The sequence below is a fragment of the Pseudomonas sp. PDM26 genome (assembly GCF_019219185.1).
In the GTDB taxonomy this organism is placed as follows: domain Bacteria; phylum Pseudomonadota; class Gammaproteobacteria; order Pseudomonadales; family Pseudomonadaceae; genus Aquipseudomonas.
On the sequence record NZ_JAHUWC010000006.1, the window covers coordinates 203,956 to 221,396 of the forward strand.

Annotated in this window: 19 protein-coding genes; 15 read left to right on the top strand and 4 right to left on the bottom strand. The window is 54.6% G+C overall.

The features are described 5' to 3' along the window. Nucleotides 1–224 precede the first annotated feature (224 nt). The 9 genes from KW849_RS14205 to KW849_RS14245 all read left to right on the top strand — a co-directional run bounded on the left by KW849_RS14205 (nt 225) and on the right by KW849_RS14245 (nt 5,993). The gene (locus tag KW849_RS14205; protein WP_218429944.1) at nt 225–1,718 is read left to right on the top strand and encodes an AAA family ATPase; all 1,494 of its coding nucleotides are present in this window, start codon (nt 225–227) and stop codon (nt 1,716–1,718) included. Between the two features lie 14 nt (nt 1,719–1,732). Further along, nucleotides 1,733–2,125 carry a hypothetical protein gene (locus KW849_RS14210; protein ID WP_218429945.1) on the top strand — a complete coding sequence of 131 codons (393 nt, stop codon included), beginning with the start codon at nt 1,733–1,735 and terminating at the stop codon, nt 2,123–2,125. Next, nucleotides 2,122–2,310, top strand: coding sequence for a hypothetical protein (locus KW849_RS14215; RefSeq protein ID WP_218429946.1), 189 nt, complete (start codon nt 2,122–2,124; stop codon nt 2,308–2,310). Before KW849_RS14210 ends, KW849_RS14215 begins: the two co-directional genes overlap by 4 nt. A gap of 128 nt (nt 2,311–2,438) precedes the next feature. Next, nucleotides 2,439–2,780 carry a hypothetical protein gene (locus tag KW849_RS14220; RefSeq protein ID WP_218429947.1) on the top strand — a complete coding sequence of 114 codons (342 nt, stop codon included), beginning with the start codon at nt 2,439–2,441 and terminating at the stop codon, nt 2,778–2,780. Continuing rightward, nucleotides 2,743–3,132: a hypothetical protein gene (locus KW849_RS14225; protein WP_256357222.1), complete on the top strand. Its 390-nt coding sequence runs from the start codon at nt 2,743–2,745 to the stop codon at nt 3,130–3,132. Before KW849_RS14220 ends, KW849_RS14225 begins: the two co-directional genes overlap by 38 nt. Beyond that, nucleotides 3,116–3,904, top strand: a complete 789-nt coding sequence (locus KW849_RS14230) for a hypothetical protein (protein WP_218429948.1) — start codon at nt 3,116–3,118, stop codon at nt 3,902–3,904. The genes KW849_RS14225 and KW849_RS14230 overlap by 17 nt, the downstream gene beginning before the upstream one ends. 133 nt (nt 3,905–4,037) lie before the next feature. Next, nucleotides 4,038–4,430, top strand: a complete 393-nt coding sequence (locus KW849_RS14235) for a hypothetical protein (protein ID WP_218429949.1) — start codon at nt 4,038–4,040, stop codon at nt 4,428–4,430. 86 nt (nt 4,431–4,516) lie between these two features. Beyond that, on the top strand, nt 4,517–5,032 hold the full coding sequence (locus KW849_RS14240; RefSeq protein ID WP_218429950.1) for a hypothetical protein: 516 nt from the start codon (nt 4,517–4,519) through the stop codon (nt 5,030–5,032). A 253-nt stretch (nt 5,033–5,285) separates the two neighbouring features. Then, nucleotides 5,286–5,993 (top strand): alpha/beta hydrolase, encoded by a 708-nt coding sequence (locus tag KW849_RS14245; protein WP_218429951.1) that lies wholly within the window; start codon nt 5,286–5,288, stop codon nt 5,991–5,993. A 90-nt stretch (nt 5,994–6,083) separates the two neighbouring features. Here KW849_RS14245 and KW849_RS14250 read toward each other — a convergent pair whose 3' ends face one another. Beyond that, nucleotides 6,084–6,902, bottom strand: coding sequence for an SIR2 family protein (locus KW849_RS14250; protein ID WP_256357223.1), 819 nt, complete (start codon nt 6,900–6,902; stop codon nt 6,084–6,086). A gap of 195 nt (nt 6,903–7,097) precedes the next feature. On the opposite strand from KW849_RS14250, the gene KW849_RS14255 reads away from it, so the two are divergent. From KW849_RS14255 to KW849_RS14275, 5 genes are all read left to right on the top strand, one after another. After that, nucleotides 7,098–7,790: a hypothetical protein gene (locus KW849_RS14255; RefSeq protein WP_218429952.1), complete on the top strand. Its 693-nt coding sequence runs from the start codon at nt 7,098–7,100 to the stop codon at nt 7,788–7,790. Nucleotides 7,791–8,477: 687 nt separating this feature from the next. Beyond that, the gene (locus tag KW849_RS14260; RefSeq protein ID WP_218429953.1) at nt 8,478–9,554 is read left to right on the top strand and encodes a helix-turn-helix domain-containing protein; all 1,077 of its coding nucleotides are present in this window, start codon (nt 8,478–8,480) and stop codon (nt 9,552–9,554) included. Between the two features lie 145 nt (nt 9,555–9,699). Next, a complete protein-coding gene (locus tag KW849_RS14265; protein WP_218429954.1) occupies nt 9,700–10,179 on the top strand; it encodes a hypothetical protein in 480 nt (159 codons plus the stop codon). A gap of 189 nt (nt 10,180–10,368) precedes the next feature. Next, nucleotides 10,369–11,853: an ATP-binding protein gene (locus tag KW849_RS14270; protein WP_218429955.1), complete on the top strand. Its 1,485-nt coding sequence runs from the start codon at nt 10,369–10,371 to the stop codon at nt 11,851–11,853. A 583-nt stretch (nt 11,854–12,436) separates the two neighbouring features. Further along, a complete protein-coding gene (locus KW849_RS14275) occupies nt 12,437–13,573 on the top strand; it encodes a hypothetical protein (RefSeq protein ID WP_218429956.1) in 1,137 nt (378 codons plus the stop codon). 308 nt (nt 13,574–13,881) lie between these two features. Here the strand turns inward: KW849_RS14275 and KW849_RS14280 are convergent, their stop codons facing one another. The 3 genes from KW849_RS14280 to KW849_RS14290 form a co-directional block, all read right to left on the bottom strand. Continuing rightward, nucleotides 13,882–14,160 carry a hypothetical protein gene (locus tag KW849_RS14280; protein ID WP_218429957.1) on the bottom strand — a complete coding sequence of 93 codons (279 nt, stop codon included), beginning with the start codon at nt 14,158–14,160 and terminating at the stop codon, nt 13,882–13,884. 95 nt (nt 14,161–14,255) lie between these two features. After that, nucleotides 14,256–15,524, bottom strand: a complete 1,269-nt coding sequence (locus KW849_RS14285; RefSeq protein WP_218429958.1) for a DNA methyltransferase — start codon at nt 15,522–15,524, stop codon at nt 14,256–14,258. Nucleotides 15,525–15,684: 160 nt separating this feature from the next. Further along, the gene (locus tag KW849_RS14290; RefSeq protein WP_218429959.1) at nt 15,685–16,209 is read right to left on the bottom strand and encodes a hypothetical protein; all 525 of its coding nucleotides are present in this window, start codon (nt 16,207–16,209) and stop codon (nt 15,685–15,687) included. A gap of 211 nt (nt 16,210–16,420) precedes the next feature. On the opposite strand from KW849_RS14290, the gene KW849_RS14295 reads away from it, so the two are divergent. Continuing rightward, nucleotides 16,421–17,236 (top strand): hypothetical protein, encoded by an 816-nt coding sequence (locus tag KW849_RS14295; protein ID WP_218429960.1) that lies wholly within the window; start codon nt 16,421–16,423, stop codon nt 17,234–17,236. Nucleotides 17,237–17,441: the final 205 nt, after the last annotated feature.

Genomic DNA, 17,441 nt, shown 5'->3' on the forward strand with positions numbered 1-17,441 from the left:
CTCTTCTCCTGATGCCCCTCCAGTCATGGGCACCCCCTGCACAAGCTTGCATTTCTGAGATGGGTGGCATGCTCGCAATGCCTTCCCGGGCTCATCTCTTGGCAGGAGCGAGCCCACCCAGTGCAAGCGTGGTTTGCCCCAGTTTCCGGTTCAGATGAAGCCCCAGTTGGCCATGGCCTCGTGAAAGACTGAACCCATAGATTTTTCATCAGGAGATGAGATTGATGTCTGTACCTGACACCAACAACGATCGCATCAGCATCCCGCTAATGCTCGCGTTCCCCGTGGTGGCCATCAACACGTTTGAGATGAGCCGGGCTGTTCAAGTCGTCGTGGCGGCAGCGAAGGAGCGAAAAAAGGCGTTTGAAACCATGCCCTTCAAGCAGGTGCCTTCACCCGATTACATTAAGAGCCTGGCCGGCAAGGCTGAAAAAGGCGGACGAGGTCTGGTGATTTTTGACCAGTACTTTTTTGACCGCAGTAAGTCCAATCCTGAAAACCTGCCGAGTCTGAAAGCGTCCTTAACCACAATCGAGGAGCTGGGGGTGACTTACGTTATCGCCGGCCGAGATACGCTATCGGAGGAGTTTGTTTACCACATCGACCTCCCGCCGATGGATCAACAGGAGGTCGTTGACGTACTCCTAAGTGCTGAGCGGGACGTTCAGTTTGCGAGCGAAAGTCTGGTCGGCCGGGCAGTGAAGATGCCGACGATCTTCAGTGGGCCAGAACGCGCGATTATCGCGAACCACGCGATGGGACTGTCTCACAGCCAAATGCGTAACGTGTTCATCTACTCGGCCTATCTGAAGCGTAAAGGGCATGAATACCTTGGTGAAATCCGCCGGGAGAAGAATCACATCCTGCGTGATGTGGGGCTGGATGTACTGGAACCAGTGGCCATCGACACGGTAGGTGGACTGGGACCGCTCAAGGACTTTCTTAACATCCGTAAGGCTGGCTGGGAAAAGAATCTTCCAGTCAAAGGCCTGCTTTTGGCCGGTGTGCCTGGCGGCGGTAAAACGCTTATGGCCAAAGCAGCTGCGGGCGTCTTCGGCACGACGTTGGTCCGCCTGGATATGGGCCGCTTCTACTCGAAATACCTCGGCGAGACTGAGGCCAAATTTACACGGGCGCTGCAGACCGTCGAGCAGATCGCGCCGGTTGTTGTGCTGATCGATGAGATCGAAAAGTTCTTTGGTAGCTCCGAAGGGGAGCATGAAGTTTCGAAGCGTCTCCTCGGTACCTTCCTGTACTGGCTCCAAGAGCGAAAGGGCAAAATCTTCATCGTGGCGTCAGCCAACCGCGTGAGTCAGCTACCACCTGAGCTGATGCGAGCAGGACGATGGGACCGGTGCTTTTTCATTGACCTACCGAGTATCGAGGAACGCTCCTCGATCTTTCAAATTCACATCAACAAGGCCAAGGCCAACCCCGCCGAGTTCAATCTGCCGGCGTTGATCGAGGGAAGTGAAGGCTATACCGGGGCTGAAATTGAACAAGCAGTGGTTGATGCCTTGTACATCGCCAATGCCAAGGATACAGCGCTGAGCCAGGCTATTTTGCTGGAGGCATTGGGAGATATCACGCCAACGAGCGTAACGCGCAAGGCCGATATCGACAGCATCCGGCGCCTGGGTGAGCAAGGTTTCTACCCAGCCAACACCTACGACCAAGTCCCCGGCTCGACGATGGGGCGGCAGCTCAACGTCGACTAACAAGGAAAATACCAATGAGTCATATCGTCAAAGGAAAGGTATCGGTGTCCTATACGGACCTGGATGTGCTGGTCAAAGCTCTGTCTGGGCTCGGCGAAGTTCGTGAGCAGGAAAAGCTGTATCGAGTGGGTATTGGCTACACCGATGAGCGCTACTCCCTGGTACTGGTGGACCCCAATGACAATCAACGCCGCATCGGGTTTCGTCTTGAGGGCGGCGTATTCAATCAGTACCAGGAAGACTATGGGGCCTATGGGACCTGGACTGCCCAGACCAGCACCAAAATCGTCGATCGCTACCTGGCGTACCACTACGAAAAACAACTCAAAGCTGAAAACTATAACGTGACGGTGATGACCCAGGCCGATGGCACGCTTGAGGTTGTTGCCGAGGAGGTTGTGTGGTGAAGAAAGTCGTTATCACGATCAAGGGCGGCCGTATCAACGGCGACTTCCAGGGCTTCCACGGCAAGACCTGCGAAACACTGGAGCAGCGTCTGCGCCCCGAAGGGCTCGAACTGCAGGAGGTCGAACGGAAACCTGAATATGACTTTCAGAGCGAAAACGCTCAGGCAGAGCACGTCTCATCCTAATCGGCTGATTTACCCCAGAACCTTACCAAGCAAAGCTTGAGCATCGACTGCAGCTGGATCGCGAGGTTGGTCTGGGGTTATGGGTCGATGAAGACGGATTCTGGCAGCAAGGTCAACGGAGTTTTTTGATGAACATCGCACAACGGATCTTCGCCATCTGTGCAGTCGCGGCACTCATTGGTTGGGTGGTAACTGGCTGGGGAGTTCTTCTATTTTTGGCCCTTTTGTTGGGACTGTTCGGCTCGTTTGGAGTGTTCGGCGATTCGGGTGCAGCCGGGGAAGTTGAAACCACCAGCAGTGCTGTTGCTCCGGAAATAGCTTCCATCGCGCCTGTCGCGCGGGTATTGCCCGAGGAATCCCTGTTGCCCGCAACAACAGAAGGGAACGTTAGGCCTTCCGTAGGTAGGCGTCTGTTTTTGGAGGATGACTCCGATGATGACCGATCTGAGAGGGGCATTCATGACTCATAAAAGGCGAATTGTCATACGCAATGGAACCGTTACCGGGTTTGCCGATGAGGTCAACTTTGCGGGCCTTACATTAACGGGGCTCGACAAGAAACGCGTCTCCCGTGTCCTTCCTACAGGGCGGTTTCAACGAGTTTGCTTCCTGGTGCTTCGTGCGGTGGTAAGTGATGAGTCCAAAGCCGCGACGTGGACTCGGCTCTGGCGCTGTCAGTGGAATGTCCAGATCGACAACAACTCGTTTGGGCCATTCGAAAGCCGTTCGGCTGCGATTCTCTTCGAGAAGGAGTTCATTTACAGGCAAGGAAAATTTGGTTGCTCTGTGCAGTTTGGTGGGAGTGATGAAAGTGTTGATTGATCGTTTCTTGCGGATCGCGGTTGCTCTGTTGGCGGTTTCATTGGGTAGCGGCGCTGGGACAGCGGCTGCAGAGGAGGGCGCGTCCTCGACTCAGCCTGGAAAGCAAGAGATTACGACGGTCAAGACGCTGAATCTACGTGGGGATCAGTGGAGTAATGAGGCAGGAAGCGAACTCAAAGTTTGCCCGGGGCGATTTCGTTCAATTGATGGGGAGATACGGTGCCGAGTGCCCGATGGTGGTCTCAATGGGCTCCTGGGTGGCATGGTCACAGGTGAGTCCATGACCGCTCAGGACGCGATCAAAAAAATGGCGGGGGATACTGCCAAGGTTCTCGATATCACCCAGAACGGCGACCAGAACAGGTTGCAGATCAAGTTCTCATACCAGGCTACTGGTGGTCGGGTGGCATCCTTAACGGATTTCAGCTCGATTGCCACCCGTAATCCCACCGAGGCGGACGAGCTTGCCAAATCCACCCTTGGTTGGTTCTTTGGAGTCGGGTTTGGGATTGTAGTTCTGTTCATCTTCAGAATGGTGGTGCTCGACCCAGACAAACTCAGGTCCCCGACCGTGTCTGAAAGCAGTGACACCTTTGCCCAGTTGAGGGATGAGCAGGCATCCCAGCGTCCTACAGTTCGGGTTGATACACCCCCGCCACTGGTTTTGGAGCCATCGGCACAGCCAATGCCCTCCGCGACGGTGATGCCCTCATCGACCCTGCTGCCACCAGATCCCACTCCTGCGTCTGGTCGAAGGCTTTTTCTGGATTGATACTTCAGGGGCTCGTTTGCTCTGAGCGACTGGCCCCGGCATTAGCACCCTCGCTTTGGGGCGAATAGACGCCTTTTCCCTACACACATGCGCGACCCTTTCACCTGTCAAAGACGAGTCGAGGGTCCGTCCCATGAAGTACATCAAACCGATCATCTGCTGCTCCGCGTTCTACATCCTGATTCAGCTGTTTGCGATTAAGTCTGGCCTCGATGGTGTGACGTATATGGCAGCCGGTTTCCTTGAGTACCTAGTTGCCGCATTGGTCATCATGTCCGGCTTATACCTGGCACACACTCTCGCCGGAACGAAAATCCTGACTGTCCTGAAACTGCTGTTGATGGTGGTTTTGGCCTACGCGATTTACCTTGGTGTGTATGCGATGGCCGGCCATTTGGATTTGCTGATCAGCCTGAACCTTCTGGCAGTTACCTCGGCCATTGTTGTGCTTTTGGGTACTGGAATTTACCTGATAGTCGTAGCGGCACTGCTGGCCAAGGAGAATGCACCAGCACGGATCGAGTAGGAGCGTTGACCATGGAAGGGCCGGCACTCTTCAAGAATTAATGGTGTTCATAAATGCCCTGGGTCTTGGGGCAAATTGACGGATCAATGACCAACTGGGTCATCAGAATGGAACAAATCGCCAAGCAGGATGCTGCCATGCCAGACCTCAGTAATTTCAGCCCGGCCAAAACGGCTACAGGCACCGGACAGACATTCAGGGCTTCAAATCTCGAGAGAGGTTTGTCAGTTCACCCTATAAGGGCAGTGTTCGATCTCGTGCAACGCTGGACCTCCCAAACCCGCCGTAATTGCCTATGGCCAGAAGACTCTTCTGATGGGTTTCGAGGCAAGCCGTTGCAGGACTCAGCCAACATGGTGCCACACGGTGAGTGCAGTCCACGCGCGGGCCTGGGTTCGACGACGGCGCGGGTGCAACGATTTGATCGCATCTACAAGAACGCTGGAATGACCCATCGAGTTGAGGCAGTCATCCATTTGGAATTCGGCGGAGCCGAATCCGCGACTTTTTGGATGAGAAAGCCGAGCGGTGAGGCAATACAAGCAACGCTCAGAAGGCGAGGGTCGCTGGCTGTAGAAAATTACCAACTCATTGAATTATAGGGATTTCTCCATTCCCATCGTGGGAATGCGTACCTGATTATGGGGTAACTTTCGGAGTGGGCGCCCAGCTTGCATACCAAAACCCTCAGGTACCATTGAATTTCGAATCACTGGAAACTGAGAACCCCCGATGCCCTTCGCTGAACTCCGACTGTATGCACAGATCAGCCTCGTAGTGGTTGGGGCCTCCCTGAGTGCCGGTTGTGTTAACTACACTGCTCGGCTTGAAGGCGATGCCCATGCTGCCGGCCGAATGACTGAGCTCTACACCGATGGGTTCTACCCAGTTCAAGCGGTGCTCCCTAAGGCGGTGAAAAGCGAGGTGTTGAGGGTTTACATCGAAGGCGATGGCCATGCTTGGGCGACGGCCAGTCAGCCCAGCACTGATCCAACGCCCCATGAACGTCTTGTAGCAAGTCTTGCTGCTACCGATCCTGTCGGTGCGGTGTATCTGGCCAGGCCCTGCCAGTTTGTCACGAACGAACATTGCAATCCCAAGGCGTGGACCGATCAGCGCTTCAGTCCCCAGGTAATTGCATCCATGTCGTCAGCGCTGGACACCATAAAGTCACGCTACCGCGCGACGGGCTTCGAGCTGGTGGGGTACTCCGGTGGCGGAGCGGTGGCCTTGCTCCTGGCGAGCCAAAGGGACGACGTTACCTCCGTGCAAACCCTCGCAGGAAACATTGCCGTGACGGCCTGGGCGCAGCTGCATGGTGTGACACCGATGATTGGATCGCTTGACCCCGCGAACTATGCCGACAAGCTCAGGACTATTCCTCAGCGCCATCTGGTTGGGGATCAGGACGATGTAGTCCCGCGGGCAGTTTCCTCGGCGTACCTGTCCGAGCTGGGTAGCACGCTGTGCGTCGAGATCGCCACTGTCCATGCGAACCATCAGGACGGGTGGCCAGCCGCCTGGGCGGACTATAGCCGACGGCCTACCAGCTGCGTGAAATAGCTATCGCGACCAATGTATTTCTGAAGAAACGAAGGCCGGCGCTATGCGCCGGCTTTTTTTGAGCGTCTAAAAATCCAATCGGGAGGTCCCTCAACAGGCTGACCGCACTCGAGGAGCTGAACCGAACTGAGGGGCTTGGAGGTGGTACCCATCCGCTACCAGCAACTCCTTAATTGCTCTCGAGCGGCGGCAGTCAAAGGGCAGGTTGGACCGGGGGAGATCACGAGCGAGGGTGGAAATGCGCGCGGTTCTTGCACGGAGCCAGTTAGCGTCGGCTGTCAGTAGCGCATCCGGATTTGATTGAAGGATCGCGGATACCTTTTCGGCCAGATCAGGGGTGAGCACCACCCGGCCCAGGATGTGGAAGTCGCCATGCCTGATGGTAGCGGCATCGTTCGCAGACATCGCTGCCAGGTTAGAAGGCACCCCTGCGCAGACTTTGCGGGTGCCAAAGAGCTTGAACGCTTCCTCAAGAAGATCCCCGGCGTTAAGGCGGCCAACTTGCAGTGGGACAATGACGCGAGCTCCCGCCTCAATCCAGCGCCTCACACGTTGGGCATGCTCAGCCCAAAGCTCAAGCGTGGAGGCCTGGTCGCCAACAACGTCGGGAGCAACGATAGAAAGATTCCCAGACTGAACAGTCTGATTAATCAGCGTCTCGTAGGTTTGAAAAACCTTCAACCAGTCCATGCTTGTACGCTTCTGGAAAGCGCTAAACGCACCGGAATCCACGAACAGCTTCCCGCCGGCGTTCAGGTGTTTTGGCAGGGTAAGGAAGATCTGGCGAGTGGTAAGTAGTGTGGCGACCACGCCTACGGGTAAGCCGAGATCAGTTGCGGCCCGCAGGTCAGCTGATGAGGACATGCCGGAATGGAATGCGTACTTCCATGGAGTATCTGAGACTGACATTGCGCAGTACCTGAGAGAATTCAGACTCCATCCTCTCGCGCTTGCGAAATATGCAAGCCCGGTCTTTAGGTTCTCTTAGGAAAAGAGCGTTTGCCGAAATATCAGAACGTGTTTAGCCCGATTGCTGGGGCGAATAGCTGTCATAGACAAAGCAGCGATCTGTGATTCTTTGCGAAAGTCCCCTGGAGCAAAGACGTGTCAATTCGATCGCTTTTCAATGATCTCAATGAGGCTGGCATTATTGCCGTTGTAATTGACCAAAATTGCTTGAGTGCAGTGCTTGACGGAAGCCTGAGCAATCAAACATTACTTGAAGATATGAGTTCGGCAGCTCGGAAGAGTGGGTATTTTGTTCGCCTGCCTGGGGCGACTGAGTTACAGGTCCAGCAATGTCTTCGGAAATGGGGGGGCGAAGAAGCGGTCGAAACCTACCACCGCCCTGCATTTGACAATGCCTTCACGAATGGCGATGAACGTGCGTTTCTGCGTGCAGAAGCGGCTAACCTGATGCACGAAGGGTTGGCTAGAATTCGCGGTGCCGCCGGCAGCGATCCAGCACTGATCGAGTCAATATCGGATGCTCTCTACAATCTACCGAACAACGTATTGGCGGATGACCAACGCAGTCTGGAAAACTTGCGAGAACTAATTGGGCCGGCGCGGAAAGTTCTTGTGGAGGCTAGGGCGAGCAATAAAAAATATACCGACTATTATCGGAGGCTTCCGTCGCCAGCTGTATTGTTTGTTATGGCAGTCATCTCAGCAATCGATGCAATAAACTCTCTTATTCAAGGTAAGTTAGTGTATGGCAGCGTGGCCGGAACTCTTTCCGTTCTTTGCGTAATGGTTGGCCTGGTCCGCAGGCGCAAGAAAAAATCTAATGTTTAAATTTGCCGTTATTGGGGATAGTTAGTTGATACCGAGTGGAGCGTTATTTAACAGAATTATCGGTCTACATGGTTAATAACTCTGCTCCGACGCTGATCTGGATATCCTGTAGCCGAGACGTCCATCGTGGGCGCCAAATTAGGTGGCGATTCTGTGATGTCAGTTGCAGAACCGGCCTTATAAGTCGCGTTTATCACTCGTTATACGGGCTGCCCCTTTAGACTGTGGTATGCGACGTGATCGCAAGATGCCACTACGCCTTGCTCTATATGGGAAAAAATCCTCAGTATGTCAGTCATCATAGTAATGCTGGCCATAGTCCGTTTTGGTTAATTGCACTTTGCTATTGTTGTGCCATGCGCCTATCAATACGGTTCGCGAAGCAAGACAGATGGCGTGAATCGACTCATTGAAGGCGCTGCTGGGGAAAAGGTTAATCACAGGGAGATCGTACGATTGTTCCTGAAATAGGTTGTAAATCATTTAGTCCTATCTGAAATATCGCTAAACAAGGTGAAATATGACAGGCAAAATATATCTTGCAGCGGAGCCTGTTGTTAATCATAAAATGTGATGCCGAGCCACCAGCATGGAAAGCAATGGAGGGCCTTTTCACCGTAGTGGAGCCCGGTCTTGCACATTAAGAAGTCCATGAGAGGGTCGTACCAAAGACGCGAGGTGTTTGGTATGACAACTAAAGATACATACCCTGATTTTCCATTGGCTATTCGATGGCATGCAATCAAGGTAGCGCTGTTGGCGAAGGGAATTTCCCTTTCTTCCCTTTCCAAGTCCTCAGGTGTGACCGGCATCGCTTCGGCTGGAAATCGTAACTACCCAGCGGCACAAACCGAAATCGCCAAAGCGCTCGGAGTAACGGAGGGTACGCTTTTCCCAGAGCGTTACGATGTCGTCTGGAGCGATGAGCTCCAGGCGAAAATTGAGGTCACGTTACCTGAGCTTTTTGGCCTCCCTGTGGCGGTACCTGCGCGACAGCAGTTCAGCGATCTCATGGACAATCATTCGGGTATCCCAATCGAACTGGAAGGGCTGCCAAGTGAAGAGCCTGCGCGCCTGGCGTGGGTTAAGTCCGCCTTGCGAAATCGAGGTTTCGTTTTGATCAGCCTTACCACGTTCCTCGGTATCAGGCGCTCTGCTCTGGATACCTTGGGCTCTTCCAGGCTGGATAACCTGCAGCGTTTGGTTGCCAGATGCTTGGGAGTCAGGCCAGAGCAGATTTGGCCTGAGCGCTATGACGCCTTGGGGCGACCAATTCCAAAGGCAAGGACTCGGGCTAAGGGGCCGGAGCACCGCGATCCCCAAGTGGTATATCGGCTTGATCTCACGAAAGGGCTTTGGTTACCGGTGAGGGACCTGGTCGGGCTACCGGGTATGGCCATTGATGAAACGTTCATCGAGCATCGGGCTCATGTGCAAGGATGGCAGATGCGGCAGCGTTTCGGCGTCAATGAGCTCGCTTTTGGATCGCTCCCCGAAGCAACAAAGCAGTACCTCCTCACGCCGACAGCGCTTGGGGCAGAAGAGGCGATTGTTCGTTCGCGTCGGCGGTTGAGCGGTCCCGTGGCAGTTGAGGCGACCGGTGACCATGAGGCATCAACCACCACAGTTGTTAGGGTCGATGTTGTCGATAAAGCGGTGCACCTCCAGATGGGAACGGAGGGTGAGTTTGCTGTCCTAAACCGGGAGCAAGTTTCCTTGCTCGCAGCTGCACTAATCGATGCCAGTCAGGAAATCCCTGAGTGAGCAGTTGGTGCTGAGTTGGTAGCTGCTCACAACGCTGATGCCACCCCACTGCGGAGCGCCACATTTTTCTCAGCAGGTCGCGATCCAAGGTTGCAGTTTGGGGTTACGTCGTATCGTGAACTCAAACCTTTCAGGAGCTTTAACGATGACGCCATTTTTGAACCTTGCCTCCCACATGTCGGCCTTGTCCGCTTCGCTGTCCATGGAGGTGATGACGGTATCTGCTGGTGAGCTTCAAGGGCTTTTCGTGGAGGCCTTGGATGATGCGGAATGCCAGGTTCTTCATCGAATCAGCGATGGGCACCTCTACGTGCACCCATTTGCGGCCATGGCAGTTCACTCCTCGTGGCTTGAGCGTGTAGCCGATCTGCTGTGCGTTGACGCTGAGGATGTAGAGGGGGCCTTTCTCGGCACCGATTGCGAGCTTTCCGAGGCGGCCCTCGCTGATCTCATGCGCGCCTGCGCAGTTGCACTTATGAAGGCATCGGATGACATGAGACGAATTTCCGGCGCGGGTCTGGTTGATGCGGTCAGGCTTTCATCGGCGTCGGGTGAGCCGCTGGCGCAATCTCAGGTGCGCTTGGCTCATATGCAGCGAGGTCTACGTCTTGTCACGGCCGCTTGAGTCGCGAGAAAGATTCTTTTGTTTGGTTAAGGTGGGGAGCAGGCACGCCGGCTCATCCGCTTCCCGCAACCACCTGTTTGCCCCCTGATCTGGTACAAACCTGCCCCCTCAGGCTCGGCCGGGTGTTTACAGTTGCTCCCATCAATGGCCTAGCGTCGCTAGGCAAAGAGTGGATAAGGCAATTCGTAGATGCAGATTCGATTCGGCCTCGACGCCCAGCAATTGAAGTTAGGCAAGACTGTCCCTGTTCTCTGGGACAGTTCAAAGCTTGTGAACGGTCATACCCTGATCGTGGGCATGTCCGGCTCGGGTAAAACCTTCACGCTCCGAAAAATGATCTCCCAGGCGCTGAGAACCGCCGGGCATCAGATTCCGCGCGTTCACCTCTTTGATGTGCATGGAGACTTGGAGATTCCTGGTGCTTCCGAGGTCCGCTTCTCCGAGCAGACGTGTTGGGGGCTGAATCCGCTGAAGGTGAACCCTGATCCGCATTTTGGCGGCGTGCGAAAGCGTATTCAGTCCTTCATGGCCACCATGAATCGAACGATGCGCACGATGGGGCCCAAGCAAGAGGCCTGCTTGCGCAATATCCTGACCGACGTCTATGCCCAGTACGGGTTCAAACAAGATGATCCTTCGACCTGGTATGTCCAGGACGAGACCGCGGTGCTGATGAGCGATGGTCATGAGGATCGGTTGTTCCTTGATGTACCAAAGGCGGAAAAGGACGAGGCAAAGGCCTTGGGTGCCCGTTGGAGCGGTGGGCCTCTCTACTCCTGGTACATCAATCAGGACCAATATGAGGGGGCAGTGACTCGATGGCCACCAAAGCTGATGGCCAGAACAAACCCGTCGATCAAAGACGCCCTACGAATGGCCCAGAACATCCTGCAGCAATCGTTCTTGGGATCCGGTGCCGACGCTGTCACCTATCTAGAACTTGCCAACCGATCGGCTCAGTCCTACCGAAAAAAGGCGATTCAAGCCCTTCGCAAGGGTGAGGCGAACTTTGAGGATGAGGCCGGCAAGCTCGAACTGGACAAGGCGAAGAAGAAGGCAATCGACGCATTTGCTACCTACGTGGAATCCATCACCACGGGCCGTGAGCTGAACTCCCTGATGAAGTACGACAGCACTGACGTGCTCAAGTCTGTTGTCGACCGCCTGCAGAATCTTGATGCGATCGGGATTTTCAAACCGTCGCCCCCACCGTTCGAGATGAGCAACCCGATCTGGCGCTACAACATCCATGCGCTGTCCATGGAGGAGCGAAAGCTGTTCGTCCTGTTCAAGCTCGAGGAGCTATTCATGGCCGCGGTGGAGCGGGGGCCTCAGGACCATATTCAGGACGTGATCATCCTGGATGAAGCCCATATCTACGCCGACGATGATCCTGATAATCCGATCAACACCATCGCGAAAGAGGCACGGAAGTTTGGCGTGATGCTCGTGGCCGCTTCGCAAAGTCCAACCCACTTCCCCGAAGATTTCGTCGCTTCTGTGGCCACCAAGATTGTGCTGGGTATTGACGAGATCTACTGGCGGCCAAGCGCGACAAAGCTGCGCTTGCGAGAAGAAGCATTGGCATGGGTGACCTCGACCAAGACGATGCTGGTTCAGCTGAAGATGAAGGGTGAAACGCAAAACGACTGGGCCTGGTGCTCAATTGCCTAATAGGACAGCAAAATGAAAACTCTACCAATCGCGCTTTTAACTCTGTTGCCGGTCTTTGCATTTGCTGAGCCGGCCCCGGCCCCACAGACTCCGGTAGTTGAGCCTGTGCCTGAGGCCGCGATGTTAGATCGGCTTGAACGTATCTCCCTCCCCATTGGCAAGGGTGCAATCTTGCAGGATCGCCGCGGCTGCCTGTGGAGTGTCATGGAGGGGGAGAAAGCTCCCCGCCTGGTTGCTCTGACAGATGAGTCTAACAAGCCTCTGTGCCGCACCATTGCAGCTGAGCAGGTTCTACAAAAACCTCCAGTTGGACCAACCAATTGATACTCTGAAACCCAGCTTGAATGGCGAGCTGCGTTAAATGCTAGGTCATTGGGCGCCCGGGTAAAGGAGTGCTGATTGAGTCGAATTGAGCGCGACACCGGTCGTTATAGACGACAGTCGACGCTGGCTGCGACTGATCAAGGCCTGGCACGGGGCAGTAGAAAACGTGTTTAGGACGGTACTTTCAGCGCAAGAAATGAGTTTCGCTCTACACGCATAGAGATTAACTTACTGAGCCGCTCCCGCCGAAGATATAGCAATGACAATGATCACAGGCTCTCGTCTGAAGGAAGGTGGTTTCCTCACGGCCGACATTCTTCTCACCAGCCCCAAGGGCACTTGGATGCCCCCTTCGCAGATCCCATCTTTTCAAACCACTGCTGACACCCCCGACCTGGAGGCTCATACCGTAGTCGGGCTTTGCCAAAAGATCCTGGTAGTGAACGAACACTTCGCCGTCGCTTTTGCCGGGAGTGTTCCCGACATCCAGGACGCTATACGGCTGATTGATAAGCTCAAGGCACAAGCCCCTAACCTGACCGGCAAGCGTTTCATGGAAGCCCTCCTTGCCGACGACCGGCTGAAAACAGCTGATTTGAAAGCTATCGCTATGAGTGTCGAGAACGATGAAATCCAAATCACGAACTACTGCGCGGAGTATGGAATCTCCAACGAGCACTTTGAGCTACACGTGGGAGGATCTGGGTTAGAACACGCCGTTCAGCACTATGAGCAATTCGCTCTTCAAGAGTTCGATGTTCCGGTGGAGGACATCGTTGTGCAGGGCACCTGCATGGCTCTCGATCAGTTTGCACGTCACCTGACTGGCGAATTCGAAAAAAAATTCCAGTCCGAGACCATTGCTGATCTGTTTGGAGGTGGGTTCGAGGTGGTGGCGTACCACAGTGGCCAGTTCCACAAGATTCCAGATGTAGTTTACGCCTATGCGGAGGCCGAGCTCGACGCTGATGGAATTCTTCAGATCGACGATCCAAAGTTTCTGCTCAAGTCCACCTACCAAGGTGAGGACCTCATAATCAGGAGCGTGGAAATTCACTACGACGAGGAGGAAGAGGGTTACACAACCAGAAATGACCGGACGTTCACCATTGCTCCGATCACACGGTATCGAGAAACCTACGTTCAAGATGATTGCGAGGGCGTCAATTTTCTGGGCGAATTTCTCTGTTACCTGGTCAAGGTTAAAAAGCCATCCGGCAGTTTCACAATCCCCTTCATCAGGAAATACGACGGTCATTTTGGCTTTGCGGCCAATGCCTTCCTTGCCACTGCACACAAGGACAACGTGCAGTTCATGTACATGGGTAACTTCGAGAAAGAGCTTGAAGTTCATGTCTTGGACTGGATGCGACAGATTAACTCGGTCAATGACTGAGCAGTCGAGAATGAGCCCATAGGGTTCAGGCGCCCAACATGCCTATCCCCATCTCGGTCAGGGCATTCTTGAGCAGGGTGGCCTGGGGTACGGGAGTAAGGTGATTTGGCCAGTCGCATGCGTCCCTCAATACGGGATGCCAATTGGCTACGAGTCAATCGTAGAGAAGAGAGCCCCGTATGCTCTCGGGGCACGCTGTGCTGGAGAGCAAACTGGGGATCAGAAGATTCTTTTGCGCTGTGGACAGGGCAGAGGGGGGATGCTATGCGGGCTTAAGATGAATGCTCTGCGTGGCAGGGATCTGACCGTCAGAGATGGCCGGATTTGGTCGGCGGGTTAAAGCAGTATCCGCTGGAGGTCCCATCTATCATTAATGGCTCGGAGTGCAGTTGGGCTCGTGATAACTCAGCCCACTGCTCGGATCCTTGATTAAAATTCGTAAGACAACCTGGGCCGCTACCGTTCTGACCATAGAGTGCCGCCGGTATTGTTCCGGCCATCATTCCGGTGCTGATCGTCGCGGCAAACCCAAGCGCCAATAGCGCAGCAATGCCCATCCCGGTTGCGATCGTTTTTTTAGTAACCATAGCGGCGGCCTCGTTGAATCTTCATCGTCGAGGCTACCCATTCGGCCTGGATGCAAATGCTCTATCTGAGCCATATCAGGGGTATCGGTCGCCAGTTATGAGGCGTGGGATGACCTGAATGCCTCCTCCAATGCAGGGTTGATCCAAAAGCCTTGGAAAGAGCGGAAGAGCTCTGCTGCGCCTCGGACGTATTGCAGAGCACTCTCGACGCAGATCCATCGACGATGATTCTCCTCAGCTGCTCGGCCAGTCATGGCCCGGCCAGAGAAAATGTCAGCAACCAAATCGCCGGGCTCTGTCAGGAACTTGATGAAAAAATCAGGCACTGCAAAGGGCCAGCCTGCACCGTGCTGAGTCAGACCCAGGCCGGTTAAGACCTTTCGGTGTTCCCGGCCGCGGGCACAGGAATGGCCAATCTGCAGTGTGTTCTTTGGAATGGCGCCGGTGGTGGTTCCGCCGAAGCTCCCAGGGCGGAGTCGATAAGCGTTGTCTCCATAGCTGGTGCTGCGTTGTTCACCGCCTTGCCTCAATAGTTGGGTATGGCGAGCGGTGTGTGGCCTGAGCACCCTTCGATTATCTGCTTTACACAAAATGGGGTCGCGGGCGAACCACAAGCAAGGCTCCCACGAAACATTGAGCTGTTGGCGCGTGCCACTGGCCCAGATCATCGGGCCGGGAGCCTTCGAATTATTTACCCATGGGACACGGTCCATCATTGTCAGCCCCAGTCGATCCTCAAGGGCAATGATTGTGCGCTCCAAATACGTTGACCTTCCTGGGGATTTGTCGAGGAAGGAATCGTTTGTCAGATTGAGTACCAATGACCCTGTAGCCGAAATCTTTGGCACGATTGGCTCAAGAACTTGGCAGATAAAGTCGACAAATTCGTTCGCCGTGGGATTGCCATAAGCTCGAGAGGTTTTAAGCGGAAATGGTGGGGACGTTAAGACGAGCTCGATTGGCTCCTCGAGCCCTGCCAGCGCGTCCGGAGTGGTACCCCAAAGGGCAAGGCCGAGGTTGGTGCTAAATCCCAGTAGCGTGACACCTGGAGTGGGCTTGTTCAGGCCTTTTTTTGCCTCCCCGGCAAGCTGCCATAACCCTCGGGTTCCTTCGACCCGTTCGATTATTCCTAGAGCCTTGAGCGTCTGCTGTTGCCAGCGGATCGATCTACGGGAAGTGGAGTGCAAATCGCCGGCGGTACCGATCGGGGTACGTGCGATCATCACATGCTGAGGAATTTCGGCCGTGCGGCCAACGATTTGATAAAGCTCGTCGTTGCTTAGAGGACGGTTTGGGTTCGCTTTGAACGCATTTTCAACATGCTCGAACAGATCGAGCTGGGGTTTTGCCGGGGGAACTGACATGGGGTTGCCTCGGATTACTAGGCTGATGGTGCAGATTTGAAACGCCCGCAGCGTTGTTGGCAGCGGGCGTATTTATGGTCGAGGGAGCAGTGCTTTCGTTAGGGGAGGGCACACCATCCGCCGTCCGATACTCCGCTGAGAAACTGGGTGAGATGCAGGATCAGTCGATCATGCGGAGAATGGCGTCTCGCTCAGGGTGAGGTTTTGCTTCGGCATGGACCTTGGCAAGTTCATCCTCGTTGAGCGGCCGTGTACCATCCTCGGTGCTTGCGTCGATGATGAAGCCGTACCGGCCGCTGACGACATCTTTCAACGCAAAATAGTAGTCGTGCAGCATCTGATTGCCGGCCTCGTCTTTCTTTTCAAAGGCCGTGGAGTTGCAAGCTGAGAAAGCAATGAGGTTTGCGACAAACGAGGCGGCTTCGAGGGTCATGTTTTCCTCATTTTGCTGGAATCTGACGACCTTCTTCGGGCCCTGTTCTGGAAGGATCAACGCGAAGGCGCCATTGAGGTACTCACGAATTTCATAGCTGCCACCCTGATACTCGCTGCCCAGGAGATACGTCATGACGTTGAGCACCATCTGCTCCCAAGCTGCGCAGTACAGACCCAGTTTTTTATGGAGCGCAGCTGGAGTGGTCGGGGTGGTGGTGAAAGGCAGTGCGGTATCGACTGTTTGTGACATGATTTGGCGCCCTTGAGCTGTAGTAAGTGGAACCACGCTCTCACACCTTTTCAATATGCAAGCGTGGCGCTCTTGGCCGGCGGCACTTGTGCTTTTCGCTTGTGGCCGTAGTCTTGCCTCTGGATTGAATGTGCGCAGCTCCTTTTGTACCTGCATGCACATGGAGAAAAGGTCGGTGGCCACACCACCTTCGACTTGAGGGAATATGAGATTGACAACGTTCGTGCAGAGACCGACAGCCGTGATCACAATTGCCCAATGGCGAACCTGGTTAGCTGGCGCGTTCCCCATTTTTCTCAGGGTATTGCCGCTCTATTTCCTGGTCACCTTTCTGGCCGCGATGATTGCAATTGGGTTGTTGCTGACAGTGGGCAAGGCTGCCTTTCACGTCTTCAGCTTGGCGAGCCCTCTCGTATTTATTGTCCTGGCCCTGTGCTGTTGGAAAGCCGGTTCCATCACCAGCTCGTCGGTATTCACAAAGGCAATCGGACCAGGTTCTCCCTGGCGGAACTTTTTCAGGCTGGCCACGCCCCTCGCGCTGATCATTGGCGGTCTGCTAAACCTCGTAGCGTTGGGGGCAATGCTTAGTTCAGATATTTCGGCGTGGCAGGCAGGGACTCTCCCGCGGTTTGAAATCCCTGACCAGTTGCTGGGAGAAGGGAAGAGGAACCTCCTGGTTATCCTTTACACGAGTGCTGTCGAGCAGCAGCTCAGCATCATGCCCCTGTTTATTATCATGGGGGGCAGGGTCGAGCCTTACCTGGTCGCGGCAATGATGTCCGGGCGTGTCACTTGGGAGAAGGCCAAGCTTTTGCAGGAAGGACTGTCGAAGCGCGACAAGTTGATTCTTGGTCCCATGCGGTTGTTGGTGATCTGTGGTGTTCTCCTGCAGGCGTCTGCGAAGTGGCTTGACGCTGCGACGAACTCACTTGGTGTGGCTCTGCTACTGGCCAGCATTTGCGGTTGGCTGTTCTATTGCAGCCTTGTGGCATCAGCCGCGAAGGATCTGGTGCCGGCTGAGAGTTGAGATTGTGCAGGCGAAAAAAAACCCGACATCTCTGCCGGGTTTTTTTTCGACCACGCTTTCGCGAGGGTCTGTGCTTTAGCCTGGTCCGCCAGTCGCCTGGAGGAAACTCTGCAGTGCAGAGTGGAGGCGAGTTAGTCCTTTCGTTCGGGGGAACCCTACTTGATGTAACTAGCTCTACGAACCATCTGCAGCTGCAGTTGTTTTG